This is a genomic window from Rhizobium sp. BK376, from assembly GCF_004341625.1.
Taxonomy (GTDB): domain Bacteria; phylum Pseudomonadota; class Alphaproteobacteria; order Rhizobiales; family Rhizobiaceae; genus Rhizobium.
The window spans coordinates 674,095-700,293 of the sequence record NZ_SLZG01000002.1 but is presented as its reverse complement, the minus strand read 5'-3'; the positions used below and the strand labels follow the sequence as shown (position 1 = coordinate 700,293).

The 26,199-nt window shown below is 59.8% G+C and carries 22 protein-coding genes; 12 read left to right on the top strand and 10 right to left on the bottom strand.

Features of this window, described 5'->3' with window-relative positions:
* The first annotated feature begins 88 nt into the window (after positions 1-88).
* Together carB and EV561_RS07860 are read left to right on the top strand one after the other, a co-directional pair.
* Complete coding sequence (gene carB, locus EV561_RS07865) at positions 89-3,586, top strand: carbamoyl-phosphate synthase large subunit (protein ID WP_132519551.1); 3,498 nt, start codon at positions 89-91, stop codon at positions 3,584-3,586.
* A 103-nt stretch (positions 3,587-3,689) separates the two neighbouring features.
* Positions 3,690-4,928, top strand: a complete 1,239-nt coding sequence (locus EV561_RS07860) for a DUF2235 domain-containing protein (RefSeq protein WP_132519548.1) — start codon at positions 3,690-3,692, stop codon at positions 4,926-4,928.
* A gap of 19 nt (positions 4,929-4,947) precedes the next feature.
* Here EV561_RS07860 and EV561_RS07855 read toward each other — a convergent pair whose 3' ends face one another.
* From EV561_RS07855 to EV561_RS07845, 3 genes are all read right to left on the bottom strand, one after another.
* Complete coding sequence (locus EV561_RS07855; protein WP_245512611.1) at positions 4,948-5,928, bottom strand: GGDEF domain-containing protein; 981 nt, start codon at positions 5,926-5,928, stop codon at positions 4,948-4,950.
* Between the two features lie 154 nt (positions 5,929-6,082).
* A complete protein-coding gene (locus EV561_RS07850) occupies positions 6,083-7,534 on the bottom strand; it encodes a UdgX family uracil-DNA binding protein (RefSeq protein WP_132519545.1) in 1,452 nt (483 codons plus the stop codon).
* Entirely contained in the window at positions 7,534-8,766 is a 1,233-nt protein-coding gene (locus EV561_RS07845) for a putative DNA modification/repair radical SAM protein (protein ID WP_132519542.1), read from the bottom strand. The genes EV561_RS07850 and EV561_RS07845 overlap by 1 nt, the downstream gene beginning before the upstream one ends.
* 79 nt (positions 8,767-8,845) lie before the next feature.
* Here EV561_RS07845 and EV561_RS07840 point away from each other — a divergent pair, with 79 nt between their 5' ends.
* The 3 genes from EV561_RS07840 (at position 8,846) to EV561_RS07830 (ending at position 11,707) form a co-directional block, all read left to right on the top strand.
* Complete coding sequence (locus tag EV561_RS07840; protein ID WP_132519539.1) at positions 8,846-9,916, top strand: serine hydrolase; 1,071 nt, start codon at positions 8,846-8,848, stop codon at positions 9,914-9,916.
* A gap of 216 nt (positions 9,917-10,132) precedes the next feature.
* Entirely contained in the window at positions 10,133-10,609 is a 477-nt protein-coding gene (gene greA, locus EV561_RS07835) for a transcription elongation factor GreA (protein WP_132519536.1), read from the top strand.
* A 30-nt stretch (positions 10,610-10,639) separates the two neighbouring features.
* The gene (locus EV561_RS07830) at positions 10,640-11,707 is read left to right on the top strand and encodes a glycosyltransferase family 4 protein (RefSeq protein WP_165927771.1); all 1,068 of its coding nucleotides are present in this window, start codon (positions 10,640-10,642) and stop codon (positions 11,705-11,707) included.
* A gap of 6 nt (positions 11,708-11,713) precedes the next feature.
* On the opposite strand, the gene EV561_RS07825 is transcribed toward EV561_RS07830, so the two are convergent.
* Genes EV561_RS07825 through EV561_RS07815 form a run of 3 tightly spaced genes read right to left on the bottom strand, consistent with a single transcriptional unit; the run spans position 11,714 to position 14,090 of the window.
* On the bottom strand, positions 11,714-12,625 hold the full coding sequence (locus EV561_RS07825) for a glycosyltransferase family 92 protein (protein WP_132519530.1): 912 nt from the start codon (positions 12,623-12,625) through the stop codon (positions 11,714-11,716).
* 60 nt (positions 12,626-12,685) lie between these two features.
* Positions 12,686-13,618, bottom strand: coding sequence for a glycosyl transferase (locus EV561_RS07820; protein WP_132519527.1), 933 nt, complete (start codon positions 13,616-13,618; stop codon positions 12,686-12,688).
* A 4-nt stretch (positions 13,619-13,622) separates the two neighbouring features.
* Positions 13,623-14,090, bottom strand: a complete 468-nt coding sequence (locus tag EV561_RS07815; protein ID WP_132519524.1) for an Lrp/AsnC family transcriptional regulator — start codon at positions 14,088-14,090, stop codon at positions 13,623-13,625.
* 238 nt (positions 14,091-14,328) lie between these two features.
* Here EV561_RS07815 and trxB point away from each other — a divergent pair, with 238 nt between their 5' ends.
* The 5 genes from trxB (at position 14,329) to EV561_RS07790 (ending at position 19,407) form a co-directional block, all read left to right on the top strand.
* A complete protein-coding gene (trxB, locus tag EV561_RS07810; RefSeq protein ID WP_132519521.1) occupies positions 14,329-15,303 on the top strand; it encodes a thioredoxin-disulfide reductase in 975 nt (324 codons plus the stop codon).
* A 23-nt stretch (positions 15,304-15,326) separates the two neighbouring features.
* Positions 15,327-16,223, top strand: coding sequence for a LysR family transcriptional regulator VtlR (locus tag EV561_RS07805; protein WP_132519518.1), 897 nt, complete (start codon positions 15,327-15,329; stop codon positions 16,221-16,223).
* Between the two features lie 562 nt (positions 16,224-16,785).
* Positions 16,786-17,079 (top strand): metalloregulator ArsR/SmtB family transcription factor, encoded by a 294-nt coding sequence (locus EV561_RS07800; protein WP_132519515.1) that lies wholly within the window; start codon positions 16,786-16,788, stop codon positions 17,077-17,079.
* A 1-nt stretch (position 17,080) separates the two neighbouring features.
* The gene (locus EV561_RS07795; protein ID WP_132519512.1) at positions 17,081-18,241 is read left to right on the top strand and encodes an MFS transporter; all 1,161 of its coding nucleotides are present in this window, start codon (positions 17,081-17,083) and stop codon (positions 18,239-18,241) included.
* 53 nt (positions 18,242-18,294) lie between these two features.
* Positions 18,295-19,407 carry an alkene reductase gene (locus EV561_RS07790; protein ID WP_132519509.1) on the top strand — a complete coding sequence of 371 codons (1,113 nt, stop codon included), beginning with the start codon at positions 18,295-18,297 and terminating at the stop codon, positions 19,405-19,407.
* Positions 19,408-19,957: 550 nt separating this feature from the next.
* On the opposite strand, the gene EV561_RS07785 is transcribed toward EV561_RS07790, so the two are convergent.
* Entirely contained in the window at positions 19,958-20,926 is a 969-nt protein-coding gene (locus tag EV561_RS07785; RefSeq protein WP_132519506.1) for an SDR family NAD(P)-dependent oxidoreductase, read from the bottom strand.
* A gap of 93 nt (positions 20,927-21,019) precedes the next feature.
* On the opposite strand from EV561_RS07785, the gene EV561_RS07780 reads away from it, so the two are divergent.
* Positions 21,020-21,904, top strand: a complete 885-nt coding sequence (locus EV561_RS07780; RefSeq protein WP_132519503.1) for a LysR family transcriptional regulator — start codon at positions 21,020-21,022, stop codon at positions 21,902-21,904.
* A 42-nt stretch (positions 21,905-21,946) separates the two neighbouring features.
* On the opposite strand, the gene EV561_RS07775 is transcribed toward EV561_RS07780, so the two are convergent.
* Positions 21,947-22,228 (bottom strand): DUF2188 domain-containing protein, encoded by a 282-nt coding sequence (locus tag EV561_RS07775; protein ID WP_132519500.1) that lies wholly within the window; start codon positions 22,226-22,228, stop codon positions 21,947-21,949.
* 232 nt (positions 22,229-22,460) lie between these two features.
* Here EV561_RS07775 and EV561_RS07770 point away from each other — a divergent pair, with 232 nt between their 5' ends.
* Positions 22,461-23,555 (top strand): calcium:proton antiporter, encoded by a 1,095-nt coding sequence (locus EV561_RS07770; protein ID WP_132519497.1) that lies wholly within the window; start codon positions 22,461-22,463, stop codon positions 23,553-23,555.
* A gap of 58 nt (positions 23,556-23,613) precedes the next feature.
* Here the strand turns inward: EV561_RS07770 and opgC are convergent, their stop codons facing one another.
* A complete protein-coding gene (opgC, locus tag EV561_RS07765) occupies positions 23,614-24,801 on the bottom strand; it encodes an OpgC domain-containing protein (RefSeq protein ID WP_132519494.1) in 1,188 nt (395 codons plus the stop codon).
* A gap of 171 nt (positions 24,802-24,972) precedes the next feature.
* The gene (locus tag EV561_RS07760; RefSeq protein ID WP_132519491.1) at positions 24,973-26,175 is read right to left on the bottom strand and encodes a pyridoxal phosphate-dependent aminotransferase; all 1,203 of its coding nucleotides are present in this window, start codon (positions 26,173-26,175) and stop codon (positions 24,973-24,975) included.
* Between the last annotated feature and the right edge of the window lie 24 nt (positions 26,176-26,199).

Here is a 26,199-nt window from a genome sequence, read left to right as displayed (position 1 = left end):
TAGCCTGAAAAGACCCTCCATGCGCGACCCGACCCGGTGATCTCCCACCCTGGCCGGCTTTCTGCGCAGCTAGAAACGGATATCGCCCATGCCGAAGCGCCAAGACATCAAATCGATCCTCATCATCGGCGCGGGACCGATCGTCATTGGCCAGGCATGCGAGTTCGACTATTCCGGCACCCAGGCCTGCAAAGCGCTGCGAGAGGAAGGCTACCGCGTCATCCTCGTCAACTCCAACCCGGCAACGATCATGACCGATCCGGGCCTGGCGGACGCGACCTATGTCGAGCCGATCACGCCTGAAGTCGTTGCCAAGATCATTGCGAAGGAGCGCCCGGATGCGCTGCTCCCGACCATGGGCGGCCAGACGGCGCTGAACACCGCGCTTTCCCTCAAGCGCATGGGCGTGCTCGACCGCTACAATGTCGAGATGATCGGCGCAAAGCCCGCCGCAATCGATATGGCCGAAGACCGCGCCCTCTTCCGCGAGGCAATGAACCGCATCGGTCTGGAAACACCGCGCTCGATGCTGGCAAACGCCACCGATATCAAGGACGCCGACCGCAAGACCCATGAGGCCGAACGCGCCAAGCTGCGCGAAAGCCTGTCAGGCCCGGAAAACGCGAAGGAGCTCGACAAGGCGCTCGATGCGCTCGAAAACGAATGGAACCTCGGCGAGACCGACCGCAAGCAGCGCTATATCAGCCATGCCATGGCAATCGCTGCGCAGGCGATCGATGTCGTCGGCTTGCCCGCCATCATCCGCCCGTCCTTCACCATGGGCGGCACCGGCGGCGGCATTGCCTATAACCGCTCGGAATTCTTCGAAATCATCGGCGGCGGTCTCGATGCGTCCCCGACGACGGAAGTGCTGATCGAGGAGTCGGTGCTCGGCTGGAAGGAATATGAGATGGAAGTCGTCCGCGACAAGGCGGACAACTGCATCATCATCTGCTCGATCGAAAACATCGATCCGATGGGCGTCCACACCGGCGACTCGATCACCGTCGCGCCTGCCTTGACCCTGACGGACAAGGAATACCAGATGATGCGCAACGCCTCGATCGCGGTTCTGCGCGAGATCGGCGTCGAGACCGGCGGCTCGAACGTCCAGTTCGCCGTCAACCCGGCGGACGGCCGCCTCGTCGTCATCGAAATGAACCCACGCGTCTCGCGCTCGTCCGCTCTCGCCTCGAAGGCAACAGGCTTCCCGATCGCCAAGGTCGCGGCCAAGCTCGCCATCGGCTACACGCTGGACGAACTTGAAAACGACATTACCGGCGGCGCGACCCCGGCCTCCTTCGAACCATCCATCGACTATGTCGTGACGAAGATCCCGCGCTTCGCCTTCGAGAAGTTCCCGGGCGCCTCGCCTGTCCTGACGACAGCGATGAAGTCGGTCGGTGAAGTCATGGCGATCGGCCGCACCTTTGCCGAGTCGCTGCAGAAGGCCCTTCGCGGTCTCGAAACCGGCCTGACCGGCCTCGACGAGATCGAGATCCCCGGCATGGAAGAAGGCGAAGGCAGCCAGAATGCCATCCGCGCCGCGATCGGCACGCCGACGCCGGACCGTCTGCGCATGGTCGCCCAGGCGCTGCGCATGGGTCTCTCGATTGAAGAGGTGCATGAGGGCTGCAAGATCGACCCCTGGTTCCTCGCCCAGTTCAAGGCGATCGTCGACATGGAAGCCCGCATCCGCGAGCATGGCCTGCCGACCGATGCCGCAAACCTGCGCATGCTGAAGGCCATGGGCTTCTCCGACACCCGCCTCGCGACCCTCACCGGCAAGCGCCCGAAGGAAGTGGCCGAGCTGCGCAACAGCCTGAACGTTCGCCCCGTTTTCAAGCGCATTGACACCTGCGCCGCCGAATTCGCCTCGCCGACCGCCTATATGTACTCGACCTATGAGACGCCCTTCCTCGGCGCCGCGCGCTCGGAAGCACAGATTTCCGACCGCAAGAAGGTCGTCATCCTCGGCGGCGGTCCGAACCGTATCGGCCAGGGCATCGAGTTCGATTACTGCTGCTGCCATGCCGCCTTCGCGCTGCGCGACGCTGGCTATGAAGCAATCATGATCAACTGCAATCCGGAGACGGTCTCGACCGACTACGACACATCCGATCGCCTTTACTTCGAACCGCTGACGGCCGAAGATGTCATCGAGATCCTGCGCGCAGAGCAGGAAAATGGCGAAGTCGTCGGCGTCATCGTCCAGTTCGGCGGCCAGACTCCGCTGAAACTCGCGGAAGCGCTGGAAAAGAACGGCATTCCGATCCTCGGCACCGCGCCTGATATGATCGACCTGGCCGAAGACCGCGACCGCTTCCAGAAGCTCCTGATGAAGCTCGACCTCAACCAGCCGAATAACGGCATCGCCTATTCCGTCGAGCAGGCCCGCCTTGTCGCGACTGAAATCGGCTTCCCGCTGGTCGTTCGCCCCTCCTACGTTCTCGGCGGCCGCGCCATGCAGATCATCCACTCGGAATCGATGCTGCAGACCTATCTTCTGGACACGGTTCCGGAGCTGGTGCCTGAAGACATCAAGCAGCGCTACCCGAACGACAAGACCGGTCAGATCAACACGCTTCTCGGCAAGAACCCGCTGCTTTTCGATAGCTACCTGAGCAACGCCATCGAAGTCGACGTCGACTGCCTCTCCGACGGCACGGACGCCTATGTCGCCGGCATTATGGAGCATATCGAGGAAGCCGGCATTCACTCCGGCGACAGCGCCTGCTCGCTGCCGCCACGCACGCTGTCGAAGGAGATGCTGGATGAACTCGAGCGTCAGGCGAAGGCCATGGCCAAGGCACTGAACGTCGTCGGCCTGATGAACGTCCAGTTCGCAATCAAGGACGGCACCGTTTACGTGCTGGAAGTCAACCCCCGCGCCTCCCGTACCGTGCCCTTCGTCGCCAAGACCATCGGCGCGCCGATCGCCAAGATCGCAGCACGCGCAATGGCCGGCGAAAAGCTGGATGCGGCCTTCGCCGCCTATGGCAATAAGCCCGATCCCCGCAACTTGAAGCACATCGCCGTCAAGGAAGCCGTCTTCCCCTTCGCCCGCTTCCCCGGCGTCGACACGCTGCTCGGCCCGGAAATGCGCTCAACCGGCGAAGTCATCGGCCTCGACACGGATTTCGCGCTGGCCTTCGCCAAGAGCCAGCTCGGCGCCGGCGTCGAACTGCCGCGCGACGGAACGGTCTTCGTATCAGTCCGCGACGACGACAAGCCGCGCGTCCTGCCGGCGATCCGTATGCTGACCGAGCTGGGTTTCAAGGTTCTCGCAACCGGCGGCACACAGCGCTTCCTCGCCGAAAACGGCATCGCAGCCACCAAGATCAACAAGGTGCTCGAAGGCCGCCCGCATATCGAGGACGCCATCCGCAACCGTCAGGTCCAGCTGGTCATCAACACGACCGACAGCAACAAGGCGATCTCGGACTCCAAGTCGCTGCGTCGCGCCACCTTGATGCAGAAGGTGCCCTATTACACGACCATGGCCGGCGCCGAAGCTGCAGCCATGGCGATCAAGGCGCTGAAGGCCGGCAATCTCGAAGTGCAGCCGTTGCAGGCCTATTTCTGATGTGGCTGGGGCGCGCTGCGCCCCCCACAATCCACGACCCCAAATTACAACGCGCTCCAGACCATGCTAAACTTCTACCCGAGGTTTATCCGAGGGGAGCAGCATGCCGAAAAACATCGTCATTCTGTTCGACGGAACGTCGAACGAAATCTCGAGGGATCGCACCAATATTCTGAGGCTCTTCGGCGTTCTGAAGCGCGACGAGGAACAAATCGTCTATTACGACCCCGGTGTAGGCACCTTCGGCGCAGCCGATTCCTGGTCGAACGCCTATCGCAAGACCGTTGAAATCTGGGGCCTTGCGACCGGCTGGGGCATCGATCAGAACGTCAAGGAAGCCTATCGTTTCATCGTCGAGAACTATCGGCACAATCCTGTCGACGCCGAGGGCCATACGCCCGATCATGACCGCCTCTATATCTTCGGCTTCAGTCGCGGCGCCTATACCGCCCGGGTGCTGGCGGGTTTTATCCACGCGCTGGGGCTTATGAACCCCTACCACCTCAATCTCGTCGATTATGCCTACCGTGCCTACAAGGGTATCCCGAAGGCCGAGCAGCATCGCGGCGGCGGGGATTTCTCGGCGAAACTGCACAAGGCGCCGTCAGCCTTCGAGGCCATGCGACTCTACGAGCGGACGCTGCAGACTTTTCGCCCGCCGATCAAGTTGCTCGGGCTCTTCGATACGGTTTCCTCCGTTATCGAAGCGGGCAAATGGGCGCCGCAATTGGAAACCCTGCCCTTTACCAACAAGAACCCGAGCGTCGGGATCGTTCGGCAGGCCTTCGCCATCGACGAGCGGCGGACCATGTTCACTCCGCTGCCATGGACGCCTGGCCAGGAATATTGGGGCGGCCCCTTCCGACCGGCGACATCAGCGCCGCCGCAGGATCTGAAGCAAGTCTGGTTCGCCGGCGTCCATGGCGATGTCGGTGGCGGCTATCCAGAGGCTGAGAGCCGGCAGATCAAGATACCGCTCGTCTGGATGATCCAGGAAACCAAGCCCTGCGGCCTCCACTACGACGACGATGCCGTCGATCAGGTCGTCCTCGGCAAGGATCCGTCCAAGCCCTATGTCCAGCCCGGCATCGGCGCGGCGCTGCACGATGCCATGAACTGGGCCTGGCGGTTGCTGGAATATGTGCCGCGCCGGACGCCGATCACCTCATGGCGCAAGCGCGGCGACACGACAGGCATCTACCTGCCGATGGCCGACCATCGCTTCATTCCTGACGGCGCGCTAATCCACCAATCCGTGGTCGATCGCCTCGATGAAAACTACGTCGGCGATCCCTACAAGCCGCCGAACCTGCCGGAACAATACGAGGTGGAACCTTATTGATGAGCCGGCGCCGGAAAGATCAGGCGACGTCAGAACGGCGCTCCGCGAGCACCGCTGTCGCCATCTCGCTCATGGCGGCACCGAGAGCAACGATTGCGATACGTTGGCGGGTCGACTTCGCAATGTACATGTAGCTGTCGGCGCGCTTGGTGAAGGAGACGCTCGTATCGTCCGGCTGCAGGAAAGCAACGCCGACGGCGGCGCCAACGTCAGCAACAAGACCTTCGACCGCAATTGGCTTGAATATCCGTTCTGCCGCAACCTCAAGGTCGTGCAAGAGGCCTGCCATCTTGGGCGTTTCGACATCCAGAAGGATAACGAATTCGTCTCCGCCGACGCGGGCGATATAGTCTCCACTCCTGAAATTCTCGCGCAACCGGCTGGCGATCGTCTTCAACACCTCGTCACCGGCGGCATGTCCCATCGTGTCATTGACCGGCTTGAAACCGTTCAAGTCGATATAGACCAGTGCCAAGTCGCTCGTTCCCGTCCGCTCCAGCGAGAGGCGCTCCGTCACTTCGACCTCGAAGCCTGCTCGATTGGGAAGGCCGGTAAGAAAATCGGTACGCGCCGATTCCAGGAGCGCTAGCTCCATCTCGCGCTGATGGCGCACACGCGTCGATACGTCGAGGATCACTTCCACATCGAACGACACGCCGTCTATGACCGTCCGTTGCGCCGAAATGAGCGTTGGAATGATCGTACCGTCGGCATGACGGATATCGACCTCTTCGAGAACGTAGGAACCTTCCTCCGCAAGCAGTCTGTGCCTGCGGTCGCGCGCCGGGCTGTCGATCGCCGATCCCTTGGAAATCAGTCTCTTGCCGCAGATATCCTCCCAACGCAGACCCGTCAGCTTCAGATAGGCATCGTTGACCTTGGCATAGCTGGAAGTTTTCGTATCGCTGGTCGTGATTGCCATCGCGATCGGCGCGAACTCGAATAGCCGCATCAGCATGGATGCCAATACGCTCGGCTCGATGATTTCCTTGTCTTCCATGTTAGCCCCGATACAGCAGCGCAAGCGAGACTATAGTGAAGATATTAAGATGTTCCTGAAATGAGCGATTCAATGATACTGAAATACCAGCTAGCAAAGCCTTCCAAATTTCATCCGTTTCGACTGACGTTGTTATCTTACCTATAGAAGCTACTCACGAGAATGACTGCATAAGCTGACGCACTGCGGTCATATCCGCATGAAACCGCGTCAACTCCTCCGCTTTCCTGTCTTCATCCGGAATACGCAGGAGATAAGACGGATGCACCGTCACAAAGAGCATTCTGTCCTCGGCCAGAGGAATTGTACTCCCGCGAATGTCGGATAGGCGCATTTTGGAATCGGTCAACGCAAATAGGGCCGTGGCACCCATGGCGACCACCAGCTTCGGCTTTATCAGCTCGATCTCAAGGTTCAGCCACCAGCGACAGCGCTTCACCTCACCCAAATTCGGCCTTTGGTGGATACGGCGCTTGCCGCGCGGCTCATATTTGAAGTGCTTCACCGCGCCCGTTATGTAAAGCGCCTGCCGTTCGATGCCCGTTTCCGAAAGAACCTGATCGAACAACTTGCCGGCCGGGCCGACGAAGGGACGACCGGCCAGATCTTCCTGATCGCCGGGCTGTTCGCCGACGAACATGACCTGCGCATCCGCCGGTCCCTCGCCGAAGACCGTCTGTGTCGCGTGGCAGTAAAGTTCGCAGCGCGTGCAATGGCGCGCCTCTTCGCGAAGCGCTTCCAGCGTCCCGCTAAGGGGTTGAGGCGCGGCCGGTACACGCGCCGCAGCCTCCTGCAATCGCTGATGGAATGGCAACGGTTCCGTCGCCTGACGTTTTGCCATGTCCAGAACCTTCGCCTCGGCATCTGCAACCAGGCCCGGAATGAGCGATGCCTCCGGCAGGTTCTTCCAGTATTTCTTCGGCATTTCCGCCTGCATCGCCTTTACCTTCAGCCGCGCGGGATTGAAGATGCTCGCATAGTAGGTGCGCCAGAGTTCATCCGTCTCGTCAGCGAGATCCGGTTTGATGCATGGCTCTGTGCTGACAGTCAGCTTTTGTCCGTCCCAGGCAGCCGACCCCTTCGGCGTGGCGATAATCCAGTCCATGTCGGCAAAGCGACGCTGAAAGAACGGCGCTTTCCGCGCAACGATATGATGGTCAGGTTCGAACCAGGCAGCGAACCCCCGCCGCCCGTTCTCAGCCTCCGCCTTGATCTCCTTGAAGCGAACGAAAGCCGTCATCTTGTGCGCATCACGGGAGACACTCTTCGCCATCAGCCGCGCGAGAGACACATCCTCGTCAGATGCCACATCGAGCAGGCGACGATCGACCTGCAATCGCCATAGCAGGCGATAAAGCAGTCCGAACCGGGCCGGATCAGAATGGCAGATCACGGACTCGGCAAGCTCGATAAAGACCGGAGGCACCGTCATTTGTCGCGAGCCGGCCAGTGGCGGTGCCGCATCGTGCTCCCAGAAGAGCTGCTTGTCGGCGCCCTTTTCCACCCATTCCACTTCCTCGGGAGGCACGCCCGCCATGGCAAGGCCGCGGGCAGCATCACGCCACTCGGCCAAATCTCCCCTGCCCTCCAGCATGATCCTGTGCATCAGAGCAGCGTCAACTGCTGGGGCTGCGGCTCGAACATCGCGCGCAAATCCGAGCGATCAAGCAACCTACGCGGCGTCCACCCCTCGGCGGCAATGAAAGACTGTACCTTCTTGATCGACACGCCAAGCCGCGCGAGATCTTCGAGGCGAAGGCGCCGGAAACGACGACCGGAAAGGATGGCCTTGACCGTCTTGGTGCCAAGGCCCGGCACGCGCAGCAACCTCTCGCGGTCGGCTTTGTTGACGTCGACAGGAAAATCCGCGCGATGGCCAAGCGCCCAGGCAAGCTTGGGATCAAGGTCAAGATCGAGCATGCCGTCCTGCCGCGTTGCCGTGATCTCCTCGATGCCGAAACCATAGAAGCGATAGAGCCAATCGGCCTGATAGAGCCGGTGTTCGCGCATCAACGGCGGCTTGATCAGCGGCAGGTTCTTAGACGAGTCAGGAATGGGGCTGAAGGCGGAGTAATAGACGCGCTTCAGGCCATAGCTGCCATAAAGCCGGGCACTGGTGCCAAGGATGGTCGCGTCATTGGCACCGTCGGCACCGACGATCATTTGTGTGCTCTGGCCCGCGGGCGCAAACCGCTTGCGGCTCTTGCTCCTCAATGTCGGCTCCCCTGCCTCCTCGATTTTCAGCCGAAGCTCGCCCATGGCGCGGCGAATGCCTGACGGCTTCTTCTCGGGTGCGAGACGCGCAATTCCCTTGTCCGTCGGCAGCTCGATATTGAGCGAAAGACGATCGGCATAAAGCCCCGCCTCCTCGACCAGCTTGGCCGACGCTTCGGGAATGGACTTCAGATGAATGTAACCACGGAAATTGTGGGTGGTGCGAAGCTCGCGGGCGATCCGCACCATCTCCTCCATCGTGTGATCAGAGGAACGGATGATACCAGACGATAGAAACAGCCCTTCGATATAATTCCGTCGATAGAATTCCAGCGTCAGCCAGACCACTTCCTCCGGCGTGAAGCGGGCCCGCTCGACATTGCTGGAGGATCGATTGATGCAATAGGCGCAGTCGTAGATGCAGAAATTGGTGAGCAGTATTTTCAACAGCGAGATGCAGCGCCCGTCCGGCGCATAGGCATGACAGATGCCCGAACCCTCCGTAGAGCCAAGTCCGCCCGACATCGAGGAATTGCGCTTTTCCGTCCCACTCGACGCGCAAGAGGCGTCATATTTGGCAGCATCCGAAAGAATAGCGAGGCGTTCTTTAAGCGACTTCTTCATGCGTATGTTCTCTATATGTTCCAGATACGGAAGTCAATGAAGAGCATAATGTTGGGAGGAAATCGGATGGAGATGATTCGTGACGGCAGACATCGCATACCCAGCCGAAAATTGGACCTATGCCGCCTCGCCCGAAGCCGTTGGCTGGTCCGGCGCGCAGCTTGAAGCCGCCTATGATTTCGCCGCCACCATCGGAACCAGCGCGATCTTCGTCGTGCAAGACGGCATCGTGGCCAGCGAGTGGGGAGCGGTGTCATATACCGGCGGTATCGCCTCGATGCGCAAAAGCCTTCTGAGTGCATTGATCGGCATTCATGTCGCAGAAGGAACGATCGATCTGCGAACCACCATAGCGGAGCTTGGCATTGATGATTGCGAACCCGTTCTGACGCAGCAGGAAAAGCAGGCGACGATCGCCGACCTGCTGACATCAAGATCTGGTGTCTACCACGCTGCGGTCGATCAAGGCCCTTCCATTCCCCCGGCTCGGGGACGATATCAGCGAGGCGAATATTGGTTCTATAACAATTGGGATTTCAACGTCTTGGGCGTCGCCGTGCGGCAACTGACCGGCATTCCATTGGCCGACGATTTCGACGAACGGATCGCGACACCTCTGCAGATGCAGGATTTCCGTCGCGATCACTTCTATTTCAAGACCGGTCCGCAATCGTTGCATCCAGCCTACAAAATTCGAATGTCGCCGCGCGATCTCGCCAGGGTGGGGCTTTTGTTTCAGCGAGAGGGTCAGTGGCAGGATCGGCAATTGATCCCGGCCGAATGGATTCGTGCGAGCGCGACCGCCTACGCCCATCCGGGGCCGGCTATCGGATACGGTTACAGCTGGTGGATCGGCAAATATCGACTGGACTCGTCTGAAGATAACTCAGGCTGCGCGGATCATTCCTTCTATTGGGCATCAGGCCTCGGCAACCAGTATCTGATGGTCTTTCCGCTGTTGGGCACCGTAATTGTCCATACGGTCGCCGATACGAACAACGGCCCAACGGATGAACAATTGGAAACGCTTCAGAACAAACTTCTCGGTGGCAAGCTGATACTCAGGCCAATCCAGGGGCCTGTAACGCGTTACGGATCCGAAATGCTGGCCCGTCACGAAAGTCGGCCACTGACCGGCAAGTCGGAATGATCTCGAATAGCAGGAAATTTGTCTCATCCCTTTTATTGGAGAAGCAACGTACCCAACTGAGCTTCAGTGAACTCAATGCGAATTTTCTGGAAATCGGTTGAGTCGATCTGCTATATTCCGGCGAATGACCAATTTGCACGGTTCCGAAGTTCCGCTTCGGGACCTGTTTTCTTTTGTGTCTGCGAGAGCGCAGCACAGGGAGTGAAGGATAAGGAAATGGTTGAAAAGGTACCGATGACACAGGGCGGGTTCGTCAAGCTGCAGGAAGAGCTGCGCTGGCGTCAGCAGGAAGAGCGCCCGCGAATCATCGAGGCAATTGCCGAAGCCCGCGCCCATGGCGACCTCTCGGAAAATGCTGAGTACCATGCCGCCAAGGAAGCTCAGAGCCATAACGAAGGCCGCATCAGTGAACTGGAAGACTTGACGGCCCGTGCCGAGGTGATCGACCTTTCCAAGATGTCCGGCGATAAGATCAAGTTCGGCGCCAGGGTGAAACTGGTCGACGAGGACACGGAAGAAGAAAAGACCTATCAGATCGTCGGCGACCAGGAGGCCGATGTGAAGCAGGGCCGCATCTCCATTTCCTCCCCGATCGCCCGCGCGCTGATCGGCAAGGAAGTCGGCGATTCCATCGAGGTCAATGCGCCCGGCGGCGCCAAGGCTTACGAGATCCTCTCCGTCTCCTGGGGTTGATTGTCCGTGCGTGATCGCGATCCGTCGCACTTGGGCGACATCAGCGAAATCGAAGTCATCGCGCCCAATTTCAAGCGCCGGCTATCCGGCGTTACCTCTACGATCGTGCAGCTGATCCCGAAACAGATCGAATTCGGCTGCCGCATCGTGACCCTCGGCCCCGGTCTGCCGGAAAACCTGCCCAAGCTCGGCTGGAGCCGGCTGCCCGGCCTCTGGATGCATCCGCGCCGCCATCGCGTCCGCGTCTGGCATGCGCGTCGCAACAACGAGATGCTTGCCGGGTGGCTCATGAAGGCAGTGCTGCGCATGCCATTGAAACTGCTGTTCACCTCGGCCGCGCAACGCAAGCACTCACATTATACCCGTTGGTTGATCCGTCGCATGGACGCGGTCATCGCAACCAGCGCAGGCTCGGGCGCCTTCTTGCAGGTGCCGCACACCGTCATCCAGCATGGCGTCGATCTGAAACTGTTTCATCCGCCCGAGACGGCTGACGACCGCATGGCCGCGACGGGACTGCCGGGCAGATATCTCATCGGCTGCTTCGGCCGCGTCCGCCATCAAAAGGGCACGGACCTCTTCGTCAAGGCGATGATCGAGCTCCTGCCGCAATATCCTGATTGGACCGCGATCGTCTGCGGCAGGGTCACGGCCGAGCACCGGGCTTTCGGCGAAGAGTTGGTAAAGAGTGTCGCCGCCGCGGGCCTTTCCGACCGTATCCGTTTTCTTGGCGAGGTCGATGATATCCGCCCCTGGTATCGCCGCGCCACGCTCTACGTCGCCCCATCCCGCAACGAAGGCTTCGGCCTGACGCCACTGGAAGCGATGGCCTCGCGCACGGCCGTCGTCGCAACAACCGCCGGCGCCTATGCCGAAATGATCGTTCCCGGCGAAACCGGCGCCATCGTGCCGCCGGACGACGGTGGGGCGCTGACGAAGGCGATTGCTACCTATCTTGCCGATCCCGATGAGGCTTTGCGCCAGGGCGAAAATGCCGTCCTGCACGTGCGCAGCAACTTCGCGCTCGAAAAGGAAGCGATGGCGATCGGAGAAGTCTATCAAACTCTTCTCGGCCCCCGCCTCATCGAAAACCGCTGACGGCTATTATCTAAGGTCGATTCCGTTGCGTTCCAGGAATTCGATCATCGCGCGGTCCTCGACGACATCGGCCTCGATATGCCGCATCGTCGTCAGCATCTTTTCCTCGAGCTGCTGTTTGGAAACCGCATAGGCCGATCCTCGCGCCATCTTGGCCCGCAACTCCTCCTCGGACTTGCTGTAGTAGTGATTGAGTTGCAGGAAACGATTGGAATAGAACTCACGCGACTTGCGCGCACGGCGCGAAAAGCGTTTGCCGGCATCGTTGGCAGTCAGATCGCCGAATTCACGTGTCTTGAACTGATGCACGCTGACTTCGATCACCTCGCAGGGATCGACGATGCATTTGAAATTGGTGACATGCTCTTCATTGCTGAGCGGATCCGATGCTCGTTTGGTGTAGTTCAGCGCTAGCGGACCTTTAGGCTTCGTCTTGTGCCCGCTCGTCCCGAACATGTGCCACGGCAAGGAAACATTCGGGAAATCGCCGACCGCGGCAAGCGCCTCCTCGACGGTCTTGCCTCGCATCGGCAGGAGAAACTCGTCGGCATCGACAAATGCCATGCGGCGAAAGGCGCCACCGAAATTGAGGATCGCATGGGCGAAGGCCACGACCTGCCCGTCGATCAACCGATCCTCTCCGGCATCGCTTATCTGCCCCGCCCAGGGGACGATGGTCAACATATCGGCGTCGAGGGCCTGACGAAGAAGGGCACAGGTCTGGTCCGAAGAGCCATTGTCGTAAACGATAAAGTGGCAAATGCCGACAGCCCTGTGAAAGCGGACCCATTCCTCGATATAGTTCGCCTCATCTTTGACGCAGACGGCAATGGCAATGCCCTGACGCTCCGGCTCGGGTTTCGGCGGCCGAATGGCGAGCTTCTTGATTGCGGATTTCTTGGTTTTGAACCAGCGCATGAAGGCTGCCTTTCCTACATTCCGACGCCTGCCGTATCGCCCGGCTAAAAGGCTTTAAATTCAATGCGATCCGGCGCTTGCCCTTGCGCGGGCAAACTGGTCGTCATACCCGAAACCATATTTGAGCAGCACCGAAACCGGCGAATGGTTCACGAGCGCGATACCCATTTCAGCGGCGATCGAGCGAGCAAGCGTGATGTGGTCAACGATACGTGCCTCGGCCTGGGCGATGCCCGAAAAAGCGGATTCGCCAACGCTCTCGTAGAAGCGCGGGCCACGCGCGTTGGAAATGTCGATGCCGATGAGACCGATGGTCCGCGGTCGGCAATATAGGGCGAATTGCAGCGCAGAAATCGCGACCGATCCTCCCAGCACCACGCCACGATCCGGCTGCAACGAAAACCCGGCCGTCAGGCCATCGTTGCATCGCACGAAGTCCAGGCGTTGCAAGTCCTGCATCGACAGGCGCTTGGCACCATAGGGTTTGCGGATATCGTCTATTAAGATCACGCGCTTGTCGGCGAGAAAGCCGCGATCGTTCTCGCAGATCGCGCGAAGCACTGACACGGAGAGCAGGCAGATCGTCCCGGGCACGACCTTCTGCTTCAGGAGATCGAAATGCCGCCAGATGAAACGCTCGTCCTCGACGGCGACGCCAAGCGGTGTTCCGATCGGCGACCCGATCAGGTTGATCGCGCCGTTGAGCAGAATGGCGCTGCCATCTGGAAGCCGTGTCAGATCGCAATCATTGACCGAAGGGCCGGAGCCGATGATGTAGATCGAGCCGTTGGCGCGCTCGCGCAACGCGTCTGCCCCGAGAAGGGAGGCGACCGTCTCGCCCTTGTAGCGAACCTCGCCCCTTCCCGTTCCCGCACTACGCTCGATGGACAGCCCGGGAAACCAATCCTGCATATGAGCAAGCGAACCGCCAAGCAGGACACGTGCGCCAGTCTTGACCAGCGATCGATGCCAGGGACGGTCGGAAGGCGCCATGCTTCTAAAGCTCCACCAGCCCCAACTTCTTCACCTGCCGAATGGTCAGCATGGTGCGCACGGTGTCGACATGCTCGTTCGCCGTCAGCACCTCGATAACGAAATCCTGGAAGCGGGTGAGGTTTTCCGCAACGCAATGCAGCAGGAAATCGCTGTCGCCGGACACCATCCATGCCTGACGCACGAGCGGCCATTCCGAGGTGGCGTTTGCGAAGGCCTTCAGATTGGCCTCCGACTGGTGCTTCAGGCCGACCATGCAGAAGGCGACAAGGTCGAAGCCCAGCTTGGGGCTGTTCAACATCGCGTGATAGCCTTCGATGACGCCGGCCTCTTCCAGCTTGCGAACGCGACGCAAACAAGGTGGAGCCGAGATCCCAACGCGGTCGGCAAGCTCGACATTTGTCATGCGCCCGTCACGTTGCAGTTCGCGGAGGATTTTTATATCGATGGCGTCGAGTTCGGCCCGCAGCACGGTGATTGCCTTCCTTTAATTCCCCTCTCGCGCCTTCTATATAAAGTGGAAGAATTCGCAAGAAAGTTTCATTGTGGTAACCGATTCTTACACACGCTACACATTTGCTTTGTTAGCAATGCAAAGCTGCCCTTGAATAATTGCACTCGACAATCCTAAATGGGGCGGCGGATCGCGAGATTGCTGAATCCCAAATAGGCGCCCACCTTCGCGAAACGCGTCATCGAAAGGACATGACATGCCTGCCCGCCATACCAAGGTGCTGATCATCGGTTCCGGTCCAGCCGGCTATACGGCTGCCGTTTATGCCGCCCGCGCCATGCTGCAACCCGTTCTGATCGCCGGCCTCGAACAGGGTGGCCAGCTCATGATCACGACCGACGTGGAAAACTATCCTGGCTTCGCCGATCCCATCCAGGGTCCCTGGCTGATGGAACAGATGCTGCAGCAGGCCAAGCATGTCGGCACCGAAATCGTCAACGACCTCGTCACCGAAGTCGACACACATCAGCGCCCCTTCGTCGTGCGCACGGATTCCGGCACCACTTGGACCGCCGATACGCTGATCATCGCGACCGGCGCCAAGGCAAAGTGGCTCGGCATCGAGAGTGAGCAGCACTTCCAGGGCTTCGGCGTCTCGGCCTGCGCCACCTGCGATGGCTTCTTCTATCGCAACAAGGACGTGATCGTGGTCGGCGGCGGCAACAGCGCCGTCGAGGAAGCGCTCTATCTTTCGAACATCACCAAGTCGGTGACGGTCGTTCACCGCCGCGATTCCTTCCGCGCGGAAAAGATCTTGCAGGAACGGCTTTTCGCCAAGGCAAACGTCAAGGTGCTCTGGAATACCGAAGTTGCCGAAATCACCGGCACGCCGGCCAAGCCCCCGATGCCTCCATCCGTGAGCGGCGCGCGCCTGCGCGACCTGACGACAGGCGCGGTCGCCGATGTTGTCATCGACGGCGTCTTCGTCGCGATCGGCCATGCGCCAGCCACCGAACTCTTCAAGGGCAAGCTGAAGCTGAAGGACAACGGCTATCTCTGGACCGCCCCGGATTCGACAGCGACCAGCGTCGAAGGCATCTACGCGGCCGGCGACGTGACGGACGACACGTTCCGTCAGGCCATCACCGCAGCCGGCATGGGATGCATGGCCGCACTCGAAGCAGAACGTTATCTGGCCGGGCATATGCCCGTTGCCGTCGCAGCGGAGTAATATAGACGATGAGGGGCACAGGAATGCCGTTGGACTGGGACAAGCTGCGTATTTTTCACGCAGCTGCCGAGGCAGGCTCGTTTACACATGCAGCCGACAAGCTTCACCTGTCCCAGTCCGCCATCAGCCGGCAGGTCAGCGCCCTGGAGCAGGATGTCGGCATCAAGCTCTTTCATCGCCACGCGCGCGGTCTTATCCTAACGGAACAGGGCGAGTTGCTTTACCGCACCGCCCATGACGTTCTTCTGAAGCTCGAGACGGTCAAGATGCAGCTGACCGAGACGACGGAAAAACCGAGCGGCAAATTGCGTGTGACCACGACGGTCGGTCTCGGCCAGGGCTGGCTGACCGACAAGGTGCAGGAATTTCTGCAGCTTTATCCCGACATGCAGATCCAGCTCATCCTCGACAACGAGGAGCTGGATGTGAACATGCGTCATGCCGACTGCGCCATCCGTCTGCGCCAGCCGCAGCAGTCGGACCTGATCCAGCGCAAGCTCTTCACCGTGCACATGCACGTCTATGCGGCGCCGTCCTATATCAACCGCTACGGCGAGCCGCAGTCGGTCGAGGATCTCGACGATCACCGTATCATCAGCTTCGGCGAACCTGCGCCGAACTACCTGCTCGACGTCAACTGGCTGGAGATTGCCGGCCGGTCGTCCGACAACAAGCGGCCTCCACATCTTCAGATCAACAGCCAGACCTCGATCAAGCGCGCCTGCCTTCTCGGCATTGGCATCGCCTGCCTGCCGGACTACATCGTTGGCCGCGACCCAGGGCTAATCCAGCTTGCAATCAACGCCGATGTCCCATCCTTCGATACCTACTTCTGCTATCCGGATGAGATGAAAAATGCGGCGAAGCTCAAGGTCTTCCGTGACTTTGTCGTTGCAAAAGCACGCAACTGGAATTTCTGACCTCAGAAACATCCTGATATATCAACGGCTTGTGTGACTGCGACATTGCGTTGCAGTCAATGCATGGCTGCCATGCATTCTACGACATTGTTAGCTGCACATTAAAACACCATATCGCACTCAGCTGATGCACATGGTGGCTTTCCTCCCAGTTCCACCGCAGCAGCTGTTCCCCTCTGGAGGTTTTAACCTTCACACCTATACGGGCCCTGGTTATTCCAGCGGCCCTTTTTTTTTCCTGTTTCGGCCTGAGCGCCCAAATGCATAGCTGCCCTGCACAAAAAAGCATTGCGCACTGCACAATAAAAGATCATACCGCACATAGCTGATGCACATGGTGGCTTTCCTCCCAGTTCCACCGCAGCAGCTGTTCCCCTCTGGAGGTTTTTGACCTTCATACCTATAGGGCCCTGGTTTACTCCGGTGGCCCTCTTTTTTTGCTCAAAATTTATGCGAAGCTATGCTCCGGAAGAATTTCTCGTCCAATCGCGCTTTCGCCCCTTGATATATCGAAAAGCGTCGATACATGTATCGAGAAATTTCGATGTAATGGACGTTTGCCATGGACAGGGACGAAATTCTGAAGGCGCTTTCCAATCCGGTGCGGTTGGATATCCTCAACTGGCTCAAGAACCCGGAAGAGCATTTTGCTGACCAGGAGCATCCGCTCGACATGGGCGTCTGTGCCAGCCAGTTCGAGCGCTGCGGTCTCTCCCAATCCACCATGTCCTCCCATCTCGGCATCCTTCACCGCGCCGGGCTGGTGACGACCAAGCGCGTCGGCCAATGGGTTTTTTACAAGCGCAATGAGGAAGTCATCGCTGAATTCCTCGCCTGCCTGCAAAAGGAACTTTGATATGCCTGTTGCTCTCCTGGTGCTGGCGCTCAGCTCCTTCGCGATCGGGACAACCGAATTCGTCATCATGGGCCTGTTGCCCGAGGTCTCCACCGATCTTGCCATCACCATTCCACAGGCCGGCTGGCTCGTGACGGGTTATGCGCTCGCGGTTGCGATTGGCGCCCCCATCATGGCGATTTCCACGTCGCATCTGCGCCAGCGAACGACCCTCATCTTTCTGATGGGCTTGTTCATTCTCGGGAACCTGCTCTGTGCGATCTCCCCTAACTATTGGGTCCTGATGATCGCCCGCGTGGTCACAGCACTTTGCCACGGCGCCTTCTTCGGCATCGGCTCGGTTGTCGCAGCGAACCTCGTCACCGAAGACCGCAAGGCCCGTGCCCTCGCCTTGATGTTCACCGGTCTGACGCTTGCAAACGTGCTGGGCGTGCCTGCCGGCACAGCCATCGGCCAGGCCTATGGATGGCGTGCACCCTTTTGGGTCGTCACACTGCTGGGTGTCGCGTCCATCGCCGGTTTGATGCTGGTCTTGCCGAAGGGCGAGGAAGCCCGTCAGCGCAATCTGATGCACGAGGTTTCGGCGCTGCGCGGCTCCGGTCTTCTGCTTGCGCTGCTGACGACTGTGTCCTTCTCCTCTGCCATGTTCGCGCTCTTCACCTATATCGCACCGCTGCTGCGTGATGTTACCGGCGTCTCTCCGGATGGTGTTACCTGGACCCTGTTCCTCATCGGCATCGGCCTGACGATCGGCAATCTTGTCGGCGGCAAGCTCGCAGACTGGCGGCTGGATGCGACGCTTGCCGGCGTCTTTGCTGCCATGGCCCTGACGGCCGCCGTCTTCACGCTAACGAGCCGCGCCGTTGTCCCGGCCGAGATCACTCTCTTCATATGGGCCATCGCGACATTTGCCGCAGTGCCGGCGCTACAGATCAGCGTCGTCACTTTCGGCAAGGACGCGCCGAACCTCGTTTCCACCATCAACATCGGCGCCTTCAATATTGGCAATGCGCTCGGTGCCTGGGTGGGCGGCACGGTTCTGAACCGCGGCTATTCTCTTTCGGAGGTCCCGATCGCCAGCGCCGCTATGGCCGTCATCGGGCTCGTCTTCGTCGGCCTGACATTCGTAACCGTCCGCTCGAAGGCGACGCTTCCCTCCTGATCACCTCCTACCCCCTCCTACCCCTTCCAATCGAAAACCTGAAAGGACAGCTTATGACCAAGCTTTTCGAGCCGATTATGCTCGGCGATATTTCCCTCACCAACCGTGTCGTCATGGCGCCGTTGACCCGCAACCGCTCCCCGAATGCCGTTCCAAACGAGTTGAACGTCGAATACTATCGCCAGCGCGCAACGGCCGGCCTGATCATCACCGAAGCAACGGCGATCACGCATCAGGGCCAAGGCTATGCCGACGTTCCCGGCCTCTACACCAAGGAAGCACTGGCAGGCTGGAAAAAGGTCACCGACGCCGTTCACGCTGCCGGCGGCAAGATCGTCGTCCAGATGTGGCACGTCGGCCGTATTTCCCACACGACGCTGCAGCCGAACGACGGCAAGCCGGTCTCATCGACCAATAAGCGCGCCAATGCCAAGACCTACCTTGTCAACGCCGACGGCACCGGCGGCTTCGCTGACGTTTCCGAACCCCGCGCGCTGGAAACCTCCGAGATTCCGGGCATCGTTGAAGATTACCGCAAGGCAGCCCGTGCGGCGATCGACGAAGCCGGCTTCGACGGTGTCGAAATTCATGGTGCCAACGGCTACCTGCTCGACCAGTTCCTGCGCTCCAACGTCAACGACCGTACCGACCAGTATGGCGGCTCGATCGAAAACCGCGCCCGCTTGCTCTTCGAGGTCGTCGATGCCGTCACGAAGGAGATCGGTGCAGGCCGCACCGCGATCCGTATCTCCCCGGTAACGCCATCGGGCGATGTTTCCGACGCCGACCCGCAGCAGCTCTTCACCTATGTCGTCGAAGGCCTGGCCAAATACGGCCTGTCCTACATCCATATCGTCGAAGGCCAGACCGGCGGCGCACGCGACTTCCTGCCCTTCGATTATGACGCGCTCCACGCAGCCTACAAGGCAGCCGGCGGCAAGGCCGCCTGGATGACCAACAATGGCTATGACAAGGACATGGCGGTTGCTGCCATCGACAGCGGCAAGGCCGACGTCGTCGCCTTCGGAAAGCCGTTCATCGCCAATCCGGATCTGGTCCGTCGCCTGAAGGAAAATGCACCGCTGACCGCGGTGGACTCGGCCAACCTCTATGGTGGTCAAGGCGCCAAGGGCTATACGGACTATCCGGCTTTGGACGCGGCCTGATCTGCGCGCCCACCAAGACACAAAGTCGCCTCCCGGTTCAGCCTCTGATCGGGCGGCGATCAACAGCCGCCGGCAACGCAAGCGTTGCCGGCGATTTTATTGGGAGCGTTTCTAAGGAAGACATCTCAGAGCATCGAGCGTCCACTGGGGCCGGCTCAGCCTTGATCACCAGGTGATTCGTGGGCCGAAAGACGACCCGTAGTAACCCGGTTGCGATCCGCTCGAATCCAAACTGTTGTCTCGCTGCACCCTGTCTGCCCATCGCTGACGGGCGGCGGCTTTTTCTTTATCGGTTTCGGTCGATTTGCTTGCAGCCGCAGTTGATTGGCGGCTGGCCGTCGAGCAGGACACCAAGACGACAGCCGGAAGAATAATCAGGATGCCCAAGGCAACTGCCCTCGTGAGCCCGTGGTGAATCGGCTGCAACGACATCCCTATTGCCCTCTTTTACAATCTCTGACGACGGGATGTTATTCGATTTCGCATCGGGTGAAAACTAGAAGCCTTTCGTGGTAGCGGGGCCTGTGTGCCGCCCTCTCCTATCGGCGCCTCACCTTGCCGGAAGGCACCCGAGCGAAATGAGCGCCTGGCGCACGCCTTCGTCGAGATCGGTATGAGGCTCCTCTCCGAGCGTCGCCACTAGACGATCGTTCTTCATCCGCATCTTCTCGGTCCAGAGGTAGCGCATCTCCTTGACCTCGCGCATCAACGTGACGAAGGGCGCTGCCAAGGGGACGATCCACCAGGGAAAGGCAGTGATCTTTGCTGTGCTACCGGTCACCCTCTTGATCGCCTCGACGATCTGCTTGCCGTCGTGATCGAAATGGCCGTCCATGTGATAGACCGCGAAGGCAGGCAGTTGATCGGCCCGTTCGACTAGCCGCACCACCGTCTCTGCCACATCAGGCAGATAGGCCCATTGATGGCCGATGCCATAGCGCGTCGGGTTCTTGATCGTCTTGACCGGCTTGCCCGGCGTCACCATCGCCGAGAACCAGCTATTGCCCGTGGCGCCGGGACCGAAGAAATCGCCGGCCCGCACGATGATGACGCTATTGCCATTCTCGGCGGCTACTTTCAGCCGCTTCTCCATCTCGACGCGGATCCTCCCCTTCTTGGTCACGGGATGCTGCGGGCTTTCCTCCGTCAGAACGGGAAAGGCGTCGGGGCCGAAATTATAGACCGTGCCGGGAAGAACGATCCGCGCGCCGACAACGCGAGCGGCGGCAACCGTGTTGTCGAGCATCGGCAGAACCAGCTTCTCCCAATCCCGGTAGCCGGGCGGATTGACCCCATGGACGATTAGTTCCGCGCCTTGCGCAGCCCTCAGAACATCGCCGGCATTCATGGCATCGCCCTGGATCCATTCGAAATCAGGCGCCTTCTGCGCCGCCTTCGCTGCGTCCCGATTGAGCGCGCGGATGCGCCATCCCTTGGCCAGCAGCTTCCGAGCAATCGCCCCGCCGATGCCGCCGGTCGCGCCCAGTATCAATGCCGTCTTCTCTGCCGTATCGGTCATGATCAACTCCTTGGTAAATCGATGAGCAGACTATGCCGTACGCGCCCGATAAACGAAATTGACGAAATGCGTGCAGTAAGTATACAAAAATGTATGATCAACGAACCGAACTGGGACTATTATCGCACCCTCCTCGCCGTGCTGCGGCAAGGCTCGCTGTCGGGTGCGGCACGTGACCTCGGTCTGACGCAGCCGACCATCGGCCGCCACGTGGAGGCGCTTGAAAAAGCACTCGGAACCGAGCTCTTCACCCGCTCGCAACAGGGATTGCTTCCGACCGATGCCGCCCTTGCGCTGAAGCCTTATGCCGAGATGCTGGAAAGCACGACCGCCGCGCTGTTGCGGGCTGCATCCGGCGGCAATGAAGGGATCGGCGGGACCGTCCGCATCAGCGCCAGCGAAGTGGTCGGCGTCGAAATATTGCCGCCCATCCTGGCAAAGCTGCAGAGAGCGCATCCAGGCCTGACGATCGAACTGTCGGCCTCCGACAATCTTGAAGACCTCCTGCAGCGCGAGGCTGATATCGCGGTGCGCATGGTCGAGCCATCGCAGGACGCGCTGCTCGCCCGCCATATCGGCACGATCCGGCTCGGCTTCTTCGCGCATCGGGATTATCTGGAGCAATATGGCGAACCGCGATCAGTCGAGGAACTGCGCAGTCACCGCCTGATCGGCTTCGATCGCCAGACGGCCTATACCCGCCTCATGACGAAGCGATATCCGATGCTGGACGGCATTTCCTTTGCCTTCAGATCGGATCACAGCATCGCGCTGTTGAATGCTGTGCGCTGCGGACTGGGCGTCGGCTTCTTTCAGAACCCGCTGGCAAAACAGGATGCCGATCTCATACACCTGCTGCCTGAGATCTCGATCTCGCTGGAAACGTGGGTTGTGATGCACGAAAATCTGAAATCCTCGCCACGCTGCCGCGTCGCCTTCGACGCATTGGTCGAAGGGCTCAAGGATTATATCGCCTGACCGGCGCCATCGACGTGGCGCGAAGCAGGAAATATGGATGGATCAGGCGCCGGGAGCATTTTCCGCCGGCGGGAAATGGTTCTTGCCATCGACGACTTCGGTCTCCGGCCGATCGCCACCGTCGGTATATTCCTCGTGCCAACGGCCTTTTTCGTCCTGATAGCTGATTTCGGCATCGTCGCCGCCGACCTGCTGTTCCGCTGCTACGATCCGCGCAGCCTCCACCGCTTCCGCATGCGTCGGAAACGCCTCGGAATAGACGCCGCCGAACCGGTAAGCCCAGCCCCCGTCATGCGGCACGATTTCGTAAGTGACTTTGACCATACAATGCCTCCTCTCGATCCCTGGAAAGGTCGCGGGCCGCGCATTGCTGGGGTCGGTCGCGGCTTGCCCACTCTGTCTAGGATACCGCGTCATGCGTCCTACGAACCATTGATCGCAGTATTCCATTAAAACCGCCCGACTGCAAATCTCTATGCTTCCTTAAACGCTTGATGCGTAAAATCATTACCTTAGATTGTGGCAATGAATCGAAAGCGGAGCGTCAAGTCAGGGCATGGCCGGTATATTGCGGGAAGAGAAATTTCTGATCCTTGCGGTCATCGTTGCGATCGCGGCATTCGTAACGGAACACGCGATCCTTGAAATGGGTCGTCTTGGGGCAATTGTGGGCGCGGTCGTCCTGATCGCCACCATCGTACTCGCGTCTATGCGCGTGGCTCACCATGCCGAAATCCTGGCCGCCAAGGTCGGCGATCCCTATGGCACGATGATCCTGACGCTGTCGGCGGTCGCCGTCGAGGTCATCATCCTGGCCATCCTGATGAATGGCGCAGAGAGCTCCCCCACCCTGGTGCGCGACACCATCTATTCGGCCGTCATGCTCGATATCAACGGCATCCTTGGCCTTGCCGCCCTGCTCGGCGGACTGAAGCATGGCGAGCAGCCCTATAATGACGACTCTGGCAAGACCTATGGCGTGATGATCCTGACCGCCATGGGCATCTCGATGATCGTGCCGGAATTCATCCCCGATGCGAAATGGCACTATTACTCTGCATTCACGATCTTTGCCATGATCGCCCTCTACGCCCTCTTCCTGCGCATGCAGGTCGGCCAGCACAGCTATTTCTTCAGCTACAGCTATCCGCGTACGGAAAAGAAATTGCATGGCGCCGAGGAAGACCACGAAGACAATTCGACCGCCACCTCGATCGGCACGATCGTCGTCGGAGTCGTGATCATCGGTGTCCTGGCGGAATTCATGTCCACCTTCATGACGACAGGCTTGAAGGACAGCGGCGCCCCGCCGGCGGTTGCGGCCATCGTGGTCGCGGCGATATCAGCTGCACCGGAAATCCTGACCGCCCTGCGCGCAGCCCTCAGGAATCGGATGCAGGCGACCGTCAACATCGCCATGGGCGCCTCGCTCTCGACGGTCATTCTGACCGTGCCCGTCATGGAGGCGATAGCGCTCTATACCGGCCAGCCCTTCGTCATGGCCATGTCACCGGTACAGACGGTGATGATCCTCATCACGCTGATTGCGGCCGCGATCAACCTCAACGACGGCGAAACGAACGCCATCGAAGGCATGACCCATTTCATCCTCTTCGCCACCTTCATCATGCTGACGGCGCTCGGGCTTTGAATCTGATTTCAAGGGCTTGGGGCGAAGTGCTGAATCGGATTGCGAAGGCAGGAAATCGTCAGCCCGGCACGATCGCCGGCGGCTCTCCACCCAGCCTCTTGCGCTCGCGCCATAGCGCCGGCAGCGAAAGCAGCATGACCGAAATCAGCGCGATCAGGGTCTTCGTGAGTTGGGAGAACTGCGGCGTCCGCTGGTCGATATAGTAGACCAGATAGACGATCGCGACATGCCAGACATAGACATGCAGCGAATGCCGGCCGAGCAGCCGCAGGAAACTCAGGGAAAGAACCCACCGCGCGCCGGCGGCGAAGGAGCGGATACGCGGGCTCGCATGCTTCGGTCCAGCAATCAGCAGCCAGACCAGCACGATCGCAGCCGCGGGGAAATTGATGAGATAGACGAGGCTGAAATCGGCGCGGACTTCCATCGTCGTGAACTTGTCGAGCACCGATTGCGGCAACAGGTCATGCGCCGTCGCGATCCTGAGCGGCAGGAAGAAGATGCAGATGCTGAGCGCCAGTTTCGGCAGCAATGTCGCTTCCGGGCGAAAGACCTTGGACCAATCCACCTTCCTGCTTGCGGTCAGCACGCCGAGAACGAGCCCTGAAAAGAAGACGATCTGCCAGCCCAGCAGATTGAAGCTGACACGAATGCCCTGCTGGTCGCCTCGCAGCAGCCAATTGTTCACGGCCTCGGTCACCAGCCGTTGCAGGCCGAGCTGCGCTGCCATCCACAGCGCAGCGGAAACGAACATCACTTCGAGCCAGCGGCCGCGCAGGCAGAGCCAGACCACCGGCGGCGCAAGCAGCATGTAGACGACATATTGCGGCAGGATATCCATGAAGGTCGGCTGGAAAAGGAATGCCGCGATCGCCGCAAGCCGCAGCGGATCCCTGAAGCTCGTTCCGCCCAGCCAGTCGAACCAGATGTGCCGGGCATGCGGCAGGATCATTGCGGCCAACAAAACGACGAGAACCGTCGCCATTGCATAGCGATAGAGCTCGAAGGCCCGCCCCCAGATCTGCCGGCTCGCCGCCTCATAGCCGCTCTTGGCCATCTTCCGGCTATAAACCATGCCGACAAGCAGGCCCGACAGGAAGACGAAGCCCTGCGCATCCTCGACGAAAGCCAGCTGATTGTGGTTGATCAGCAGCATCCAGTAGCCGCCGATAAAGATGAGGTGGTTGATCAGCATGAAGACGAGGAAGTATCCCCGCAGCCCATCCATCAACTCGTTTCGCTGCATCTTCGGACCCGCCCTCAAAACCGCGTATCACCATCATTCAAGCTAGGAACAGCGCATGAATAGGGGATGAATGGGTGCGCTGCATCAACCTATAGTGATCGCAAGCGCCGACCAATGCAAAGGCCCGCCATCGCTGGCGGGCCTCCAATCAGTTCGATAGTCGATCCGCTCTTACTTGCAGTTCGCGCAGAAGCGCTGGATGCGGCGGCACGCCTCTTCCAGCAGCTCTTCCGACGTCGCATAGGAGATGCGGAAGTTCGGGCCGAGGCCGAAGGCGGAGCCCTGAACGACGGCAACGCCTTCCGATTCCAGCAGTTCCGTTACGAAATCCTCGTCGTTCTCGATGACCTTGCCCGTCGGCGCGGTCTTGCCGATCAGGCCGGCGCAGGACGGATAGACGTAGAATGCGCCTTCCGGAACCGGGCAGGAAATGCCCTTGGCCTGGTTCAGCATCGACACGACGAGATCGCGGCGACCTTCGAAGATCTTCTTGTTGCGCGGAATGAAGTCCTGCGGACCGTTCAGCGCTTCGACGGCAGCCCACTGCGCCATGGAAGCGGCGCCCGAGGTCTGCTGGCCCTGGATCATGTCCATCGCCTTGATGAGCTGCAGCGGACCGGCAGCATAGCCGATACGCCAGCCGGTCATCGCATAGGCCTTGGAGACGCCGTTCATCGTCAGCGTGCGGTCATAGAGCTTCGGCTCGACTTCGACAGGCGTCGCGAACTTGAAGTCGCCATAAGTCAGGTGCTCGTACATGTCGTCGGTCAGCACCCAGACATGCGGATGCTTCAAGAGCACGTCCGTCAGCGCCTTGAGCTCGTCATGGGTGTAGGCAGCGCCCGACGGATTGGACGGCGAGTTGAAGATGAACCACTTCGTCTTGTCGGTGATCGCCTTTTCGAGATCGGCGGGCTGGAGCTTGAAGTTGTCTTCCTGCCTCGTCATGACGGTGACAGGCGTGCCGCTGCACAGCGAGACGATCTCCGGGTAAGACACCCAGTAAGGCGCCGGGATGATAACTTCGTCGCCCGGGTTCAGCGTCGCCATCAGCGCGTTGAACAGGATCTGCTTGCCACCGGTGCCGACGATCGTCTGCTGCCAGTCGTAGTCAAGGCCGTTTTCGCGCTTGAACTTCGCGGCGATCGCCTTGCGCAGTTCAGGAATACCCGAGATCGGCGTGTACTTCGTCTCCCCGCGATTGATCGCGTCGATCGCAGCCTTCTTGATATTGTCCGGCGTATCGAAATCGGGCTCGCCGGCGCCGAGGCCGATCACGTCGCGTCCTTTCGCTTTCAGCTCGCGTGCTTTCTGAGCAACGGCAATGGTAGCGGAGGGCTTAACACGGGAAAGAGCGTCGGCAAGGAAGGCCATGTTGATCGGTCCTATTCGGTTGAA

Coding starts and splice junctions, on each gene's coding strand:
- EV561_RS07805 (WP_132519518.1), top strand. CDS start 15,327: ATGCCGTTGGACTGGGACAAGCTGCGTATTTTTCACGCAGCTGCCGAG.
- EV561_RS07770 (WP_132519497.1), top strand. CDS start 22,461: ATGGCCGGTATATTGCGGGAAGAGAAATTTCTGATCCTTGCGGTCATC.
- EV561_RS07855 (WP_245512611.1), bottom strand. CDS start 5,928: ATGGAAGACAAGGAAATCATCGAGCCGAGCGTATTGGCATCCATGCTG.
- EV561_RS07845 (WP_132519542.1), bottom strand. CDS start 8,766: ATGAAGAAGTCGCTTAAAGAACGCCTCGCTATTCTTTCGGATGCTGCC.
- EV561_RS07825 (WP_132519530.1), bottom strand. CDS start 12,625: ATGCGCTGGTTCAAAACCAAGAAATCCGCAATCAAGAAGCTCGCCATT.
- EV561_RS07860 (WP_132519548.1), top strand. CDS start 3,690: ATGCCGAAAAACATCGTCATTCTGTTCGACGGAACGTCGAACGAAATC.
- EV561_RS07790 (WP_132519509.1), top strand. CDS start 18,295: ATGACCAAGCTTTTCGAGCCGATTATGCTCGGCGATATTTCCCTCACC.
- EV561_RS07820 (WP_132519527.1), bottom strand. CDS start 13,618: ATGGCGCCTTCCGACCGTCCCTGGCATCGATCGCTGGTCAAGACTGGC.
- carB (WP_132519551.1), top strand. CDS start 89: ATGCCGAAGCGCCAAGACATCAAATCGATCCTCATCATCGGCGCGGGA.
- opgC (WP_132519494.1), bottom strand. CDS start 24,801: ATGCAGCGAAACGAGTTGATGGATGGGCTGCGGGGATACTTCCTCGTC.
- EV561_RS07780 (WP_132519503.1), top strand. CDS start 21,020: ATGATCAACGAACCGAACTGGGACTATTATCGCACCCTCCTCGCCGTG.
- EV561_RS07850 (WP_132519545.1), bottom strand. CDS start 7,534: ATGCACAGGATCATGCTGGAGGGCAGGGGAGATTTGGCCGAGTGGCGT.
- greA (WP_132519536.1), top strand. CDS start 10,133: ATGGTTGAAAAGGTACCGATGACACAGGGCGGGTTCGTCAAGCTGCAG.
- EV561_RS07800 (WP_132519515.1), top strand. CDS start 16,786: ATGGACAGGGACGAAATTCTGAAGGCGCTTTCCAATCCGGTGCGGTTG.
- EV561_RS07775 (WP_132519500.1), bottom strand. CDS start 22,228: ATGGTCAAAGTCACTTACGAAATCGTGCCGCATGACGGGGGCTGGGCT.
- trxB (WP_132519521.1), top strand. CDS start 14,329: ATGCCTGCCCGCCATACCAAGGTGCTGATCATCGGTTCCGGTCCAGCC.
- EV561_RS07760 (WP_132519491.1), bottom strand. CDS start 26,175: ATGGCCTTCCTTGCCGACGCTCTTTCCCGTGTTAAGCCCTCCGCTACC.
- EV561_RS07795 (WP_132519512.1), top strand. CDS start 17,081: ATGCCTGTTGCTCTCCTGGTGCTGGCGCTCAGCTCCTTCGCGATCGGG.
- EV561_RS07785 (WP_132519506.1), bottom strand. CDS start 20,926: ATGACCGATACGGCAGAGAAGACGGCATTGATACTGGGCGCGACCGGC.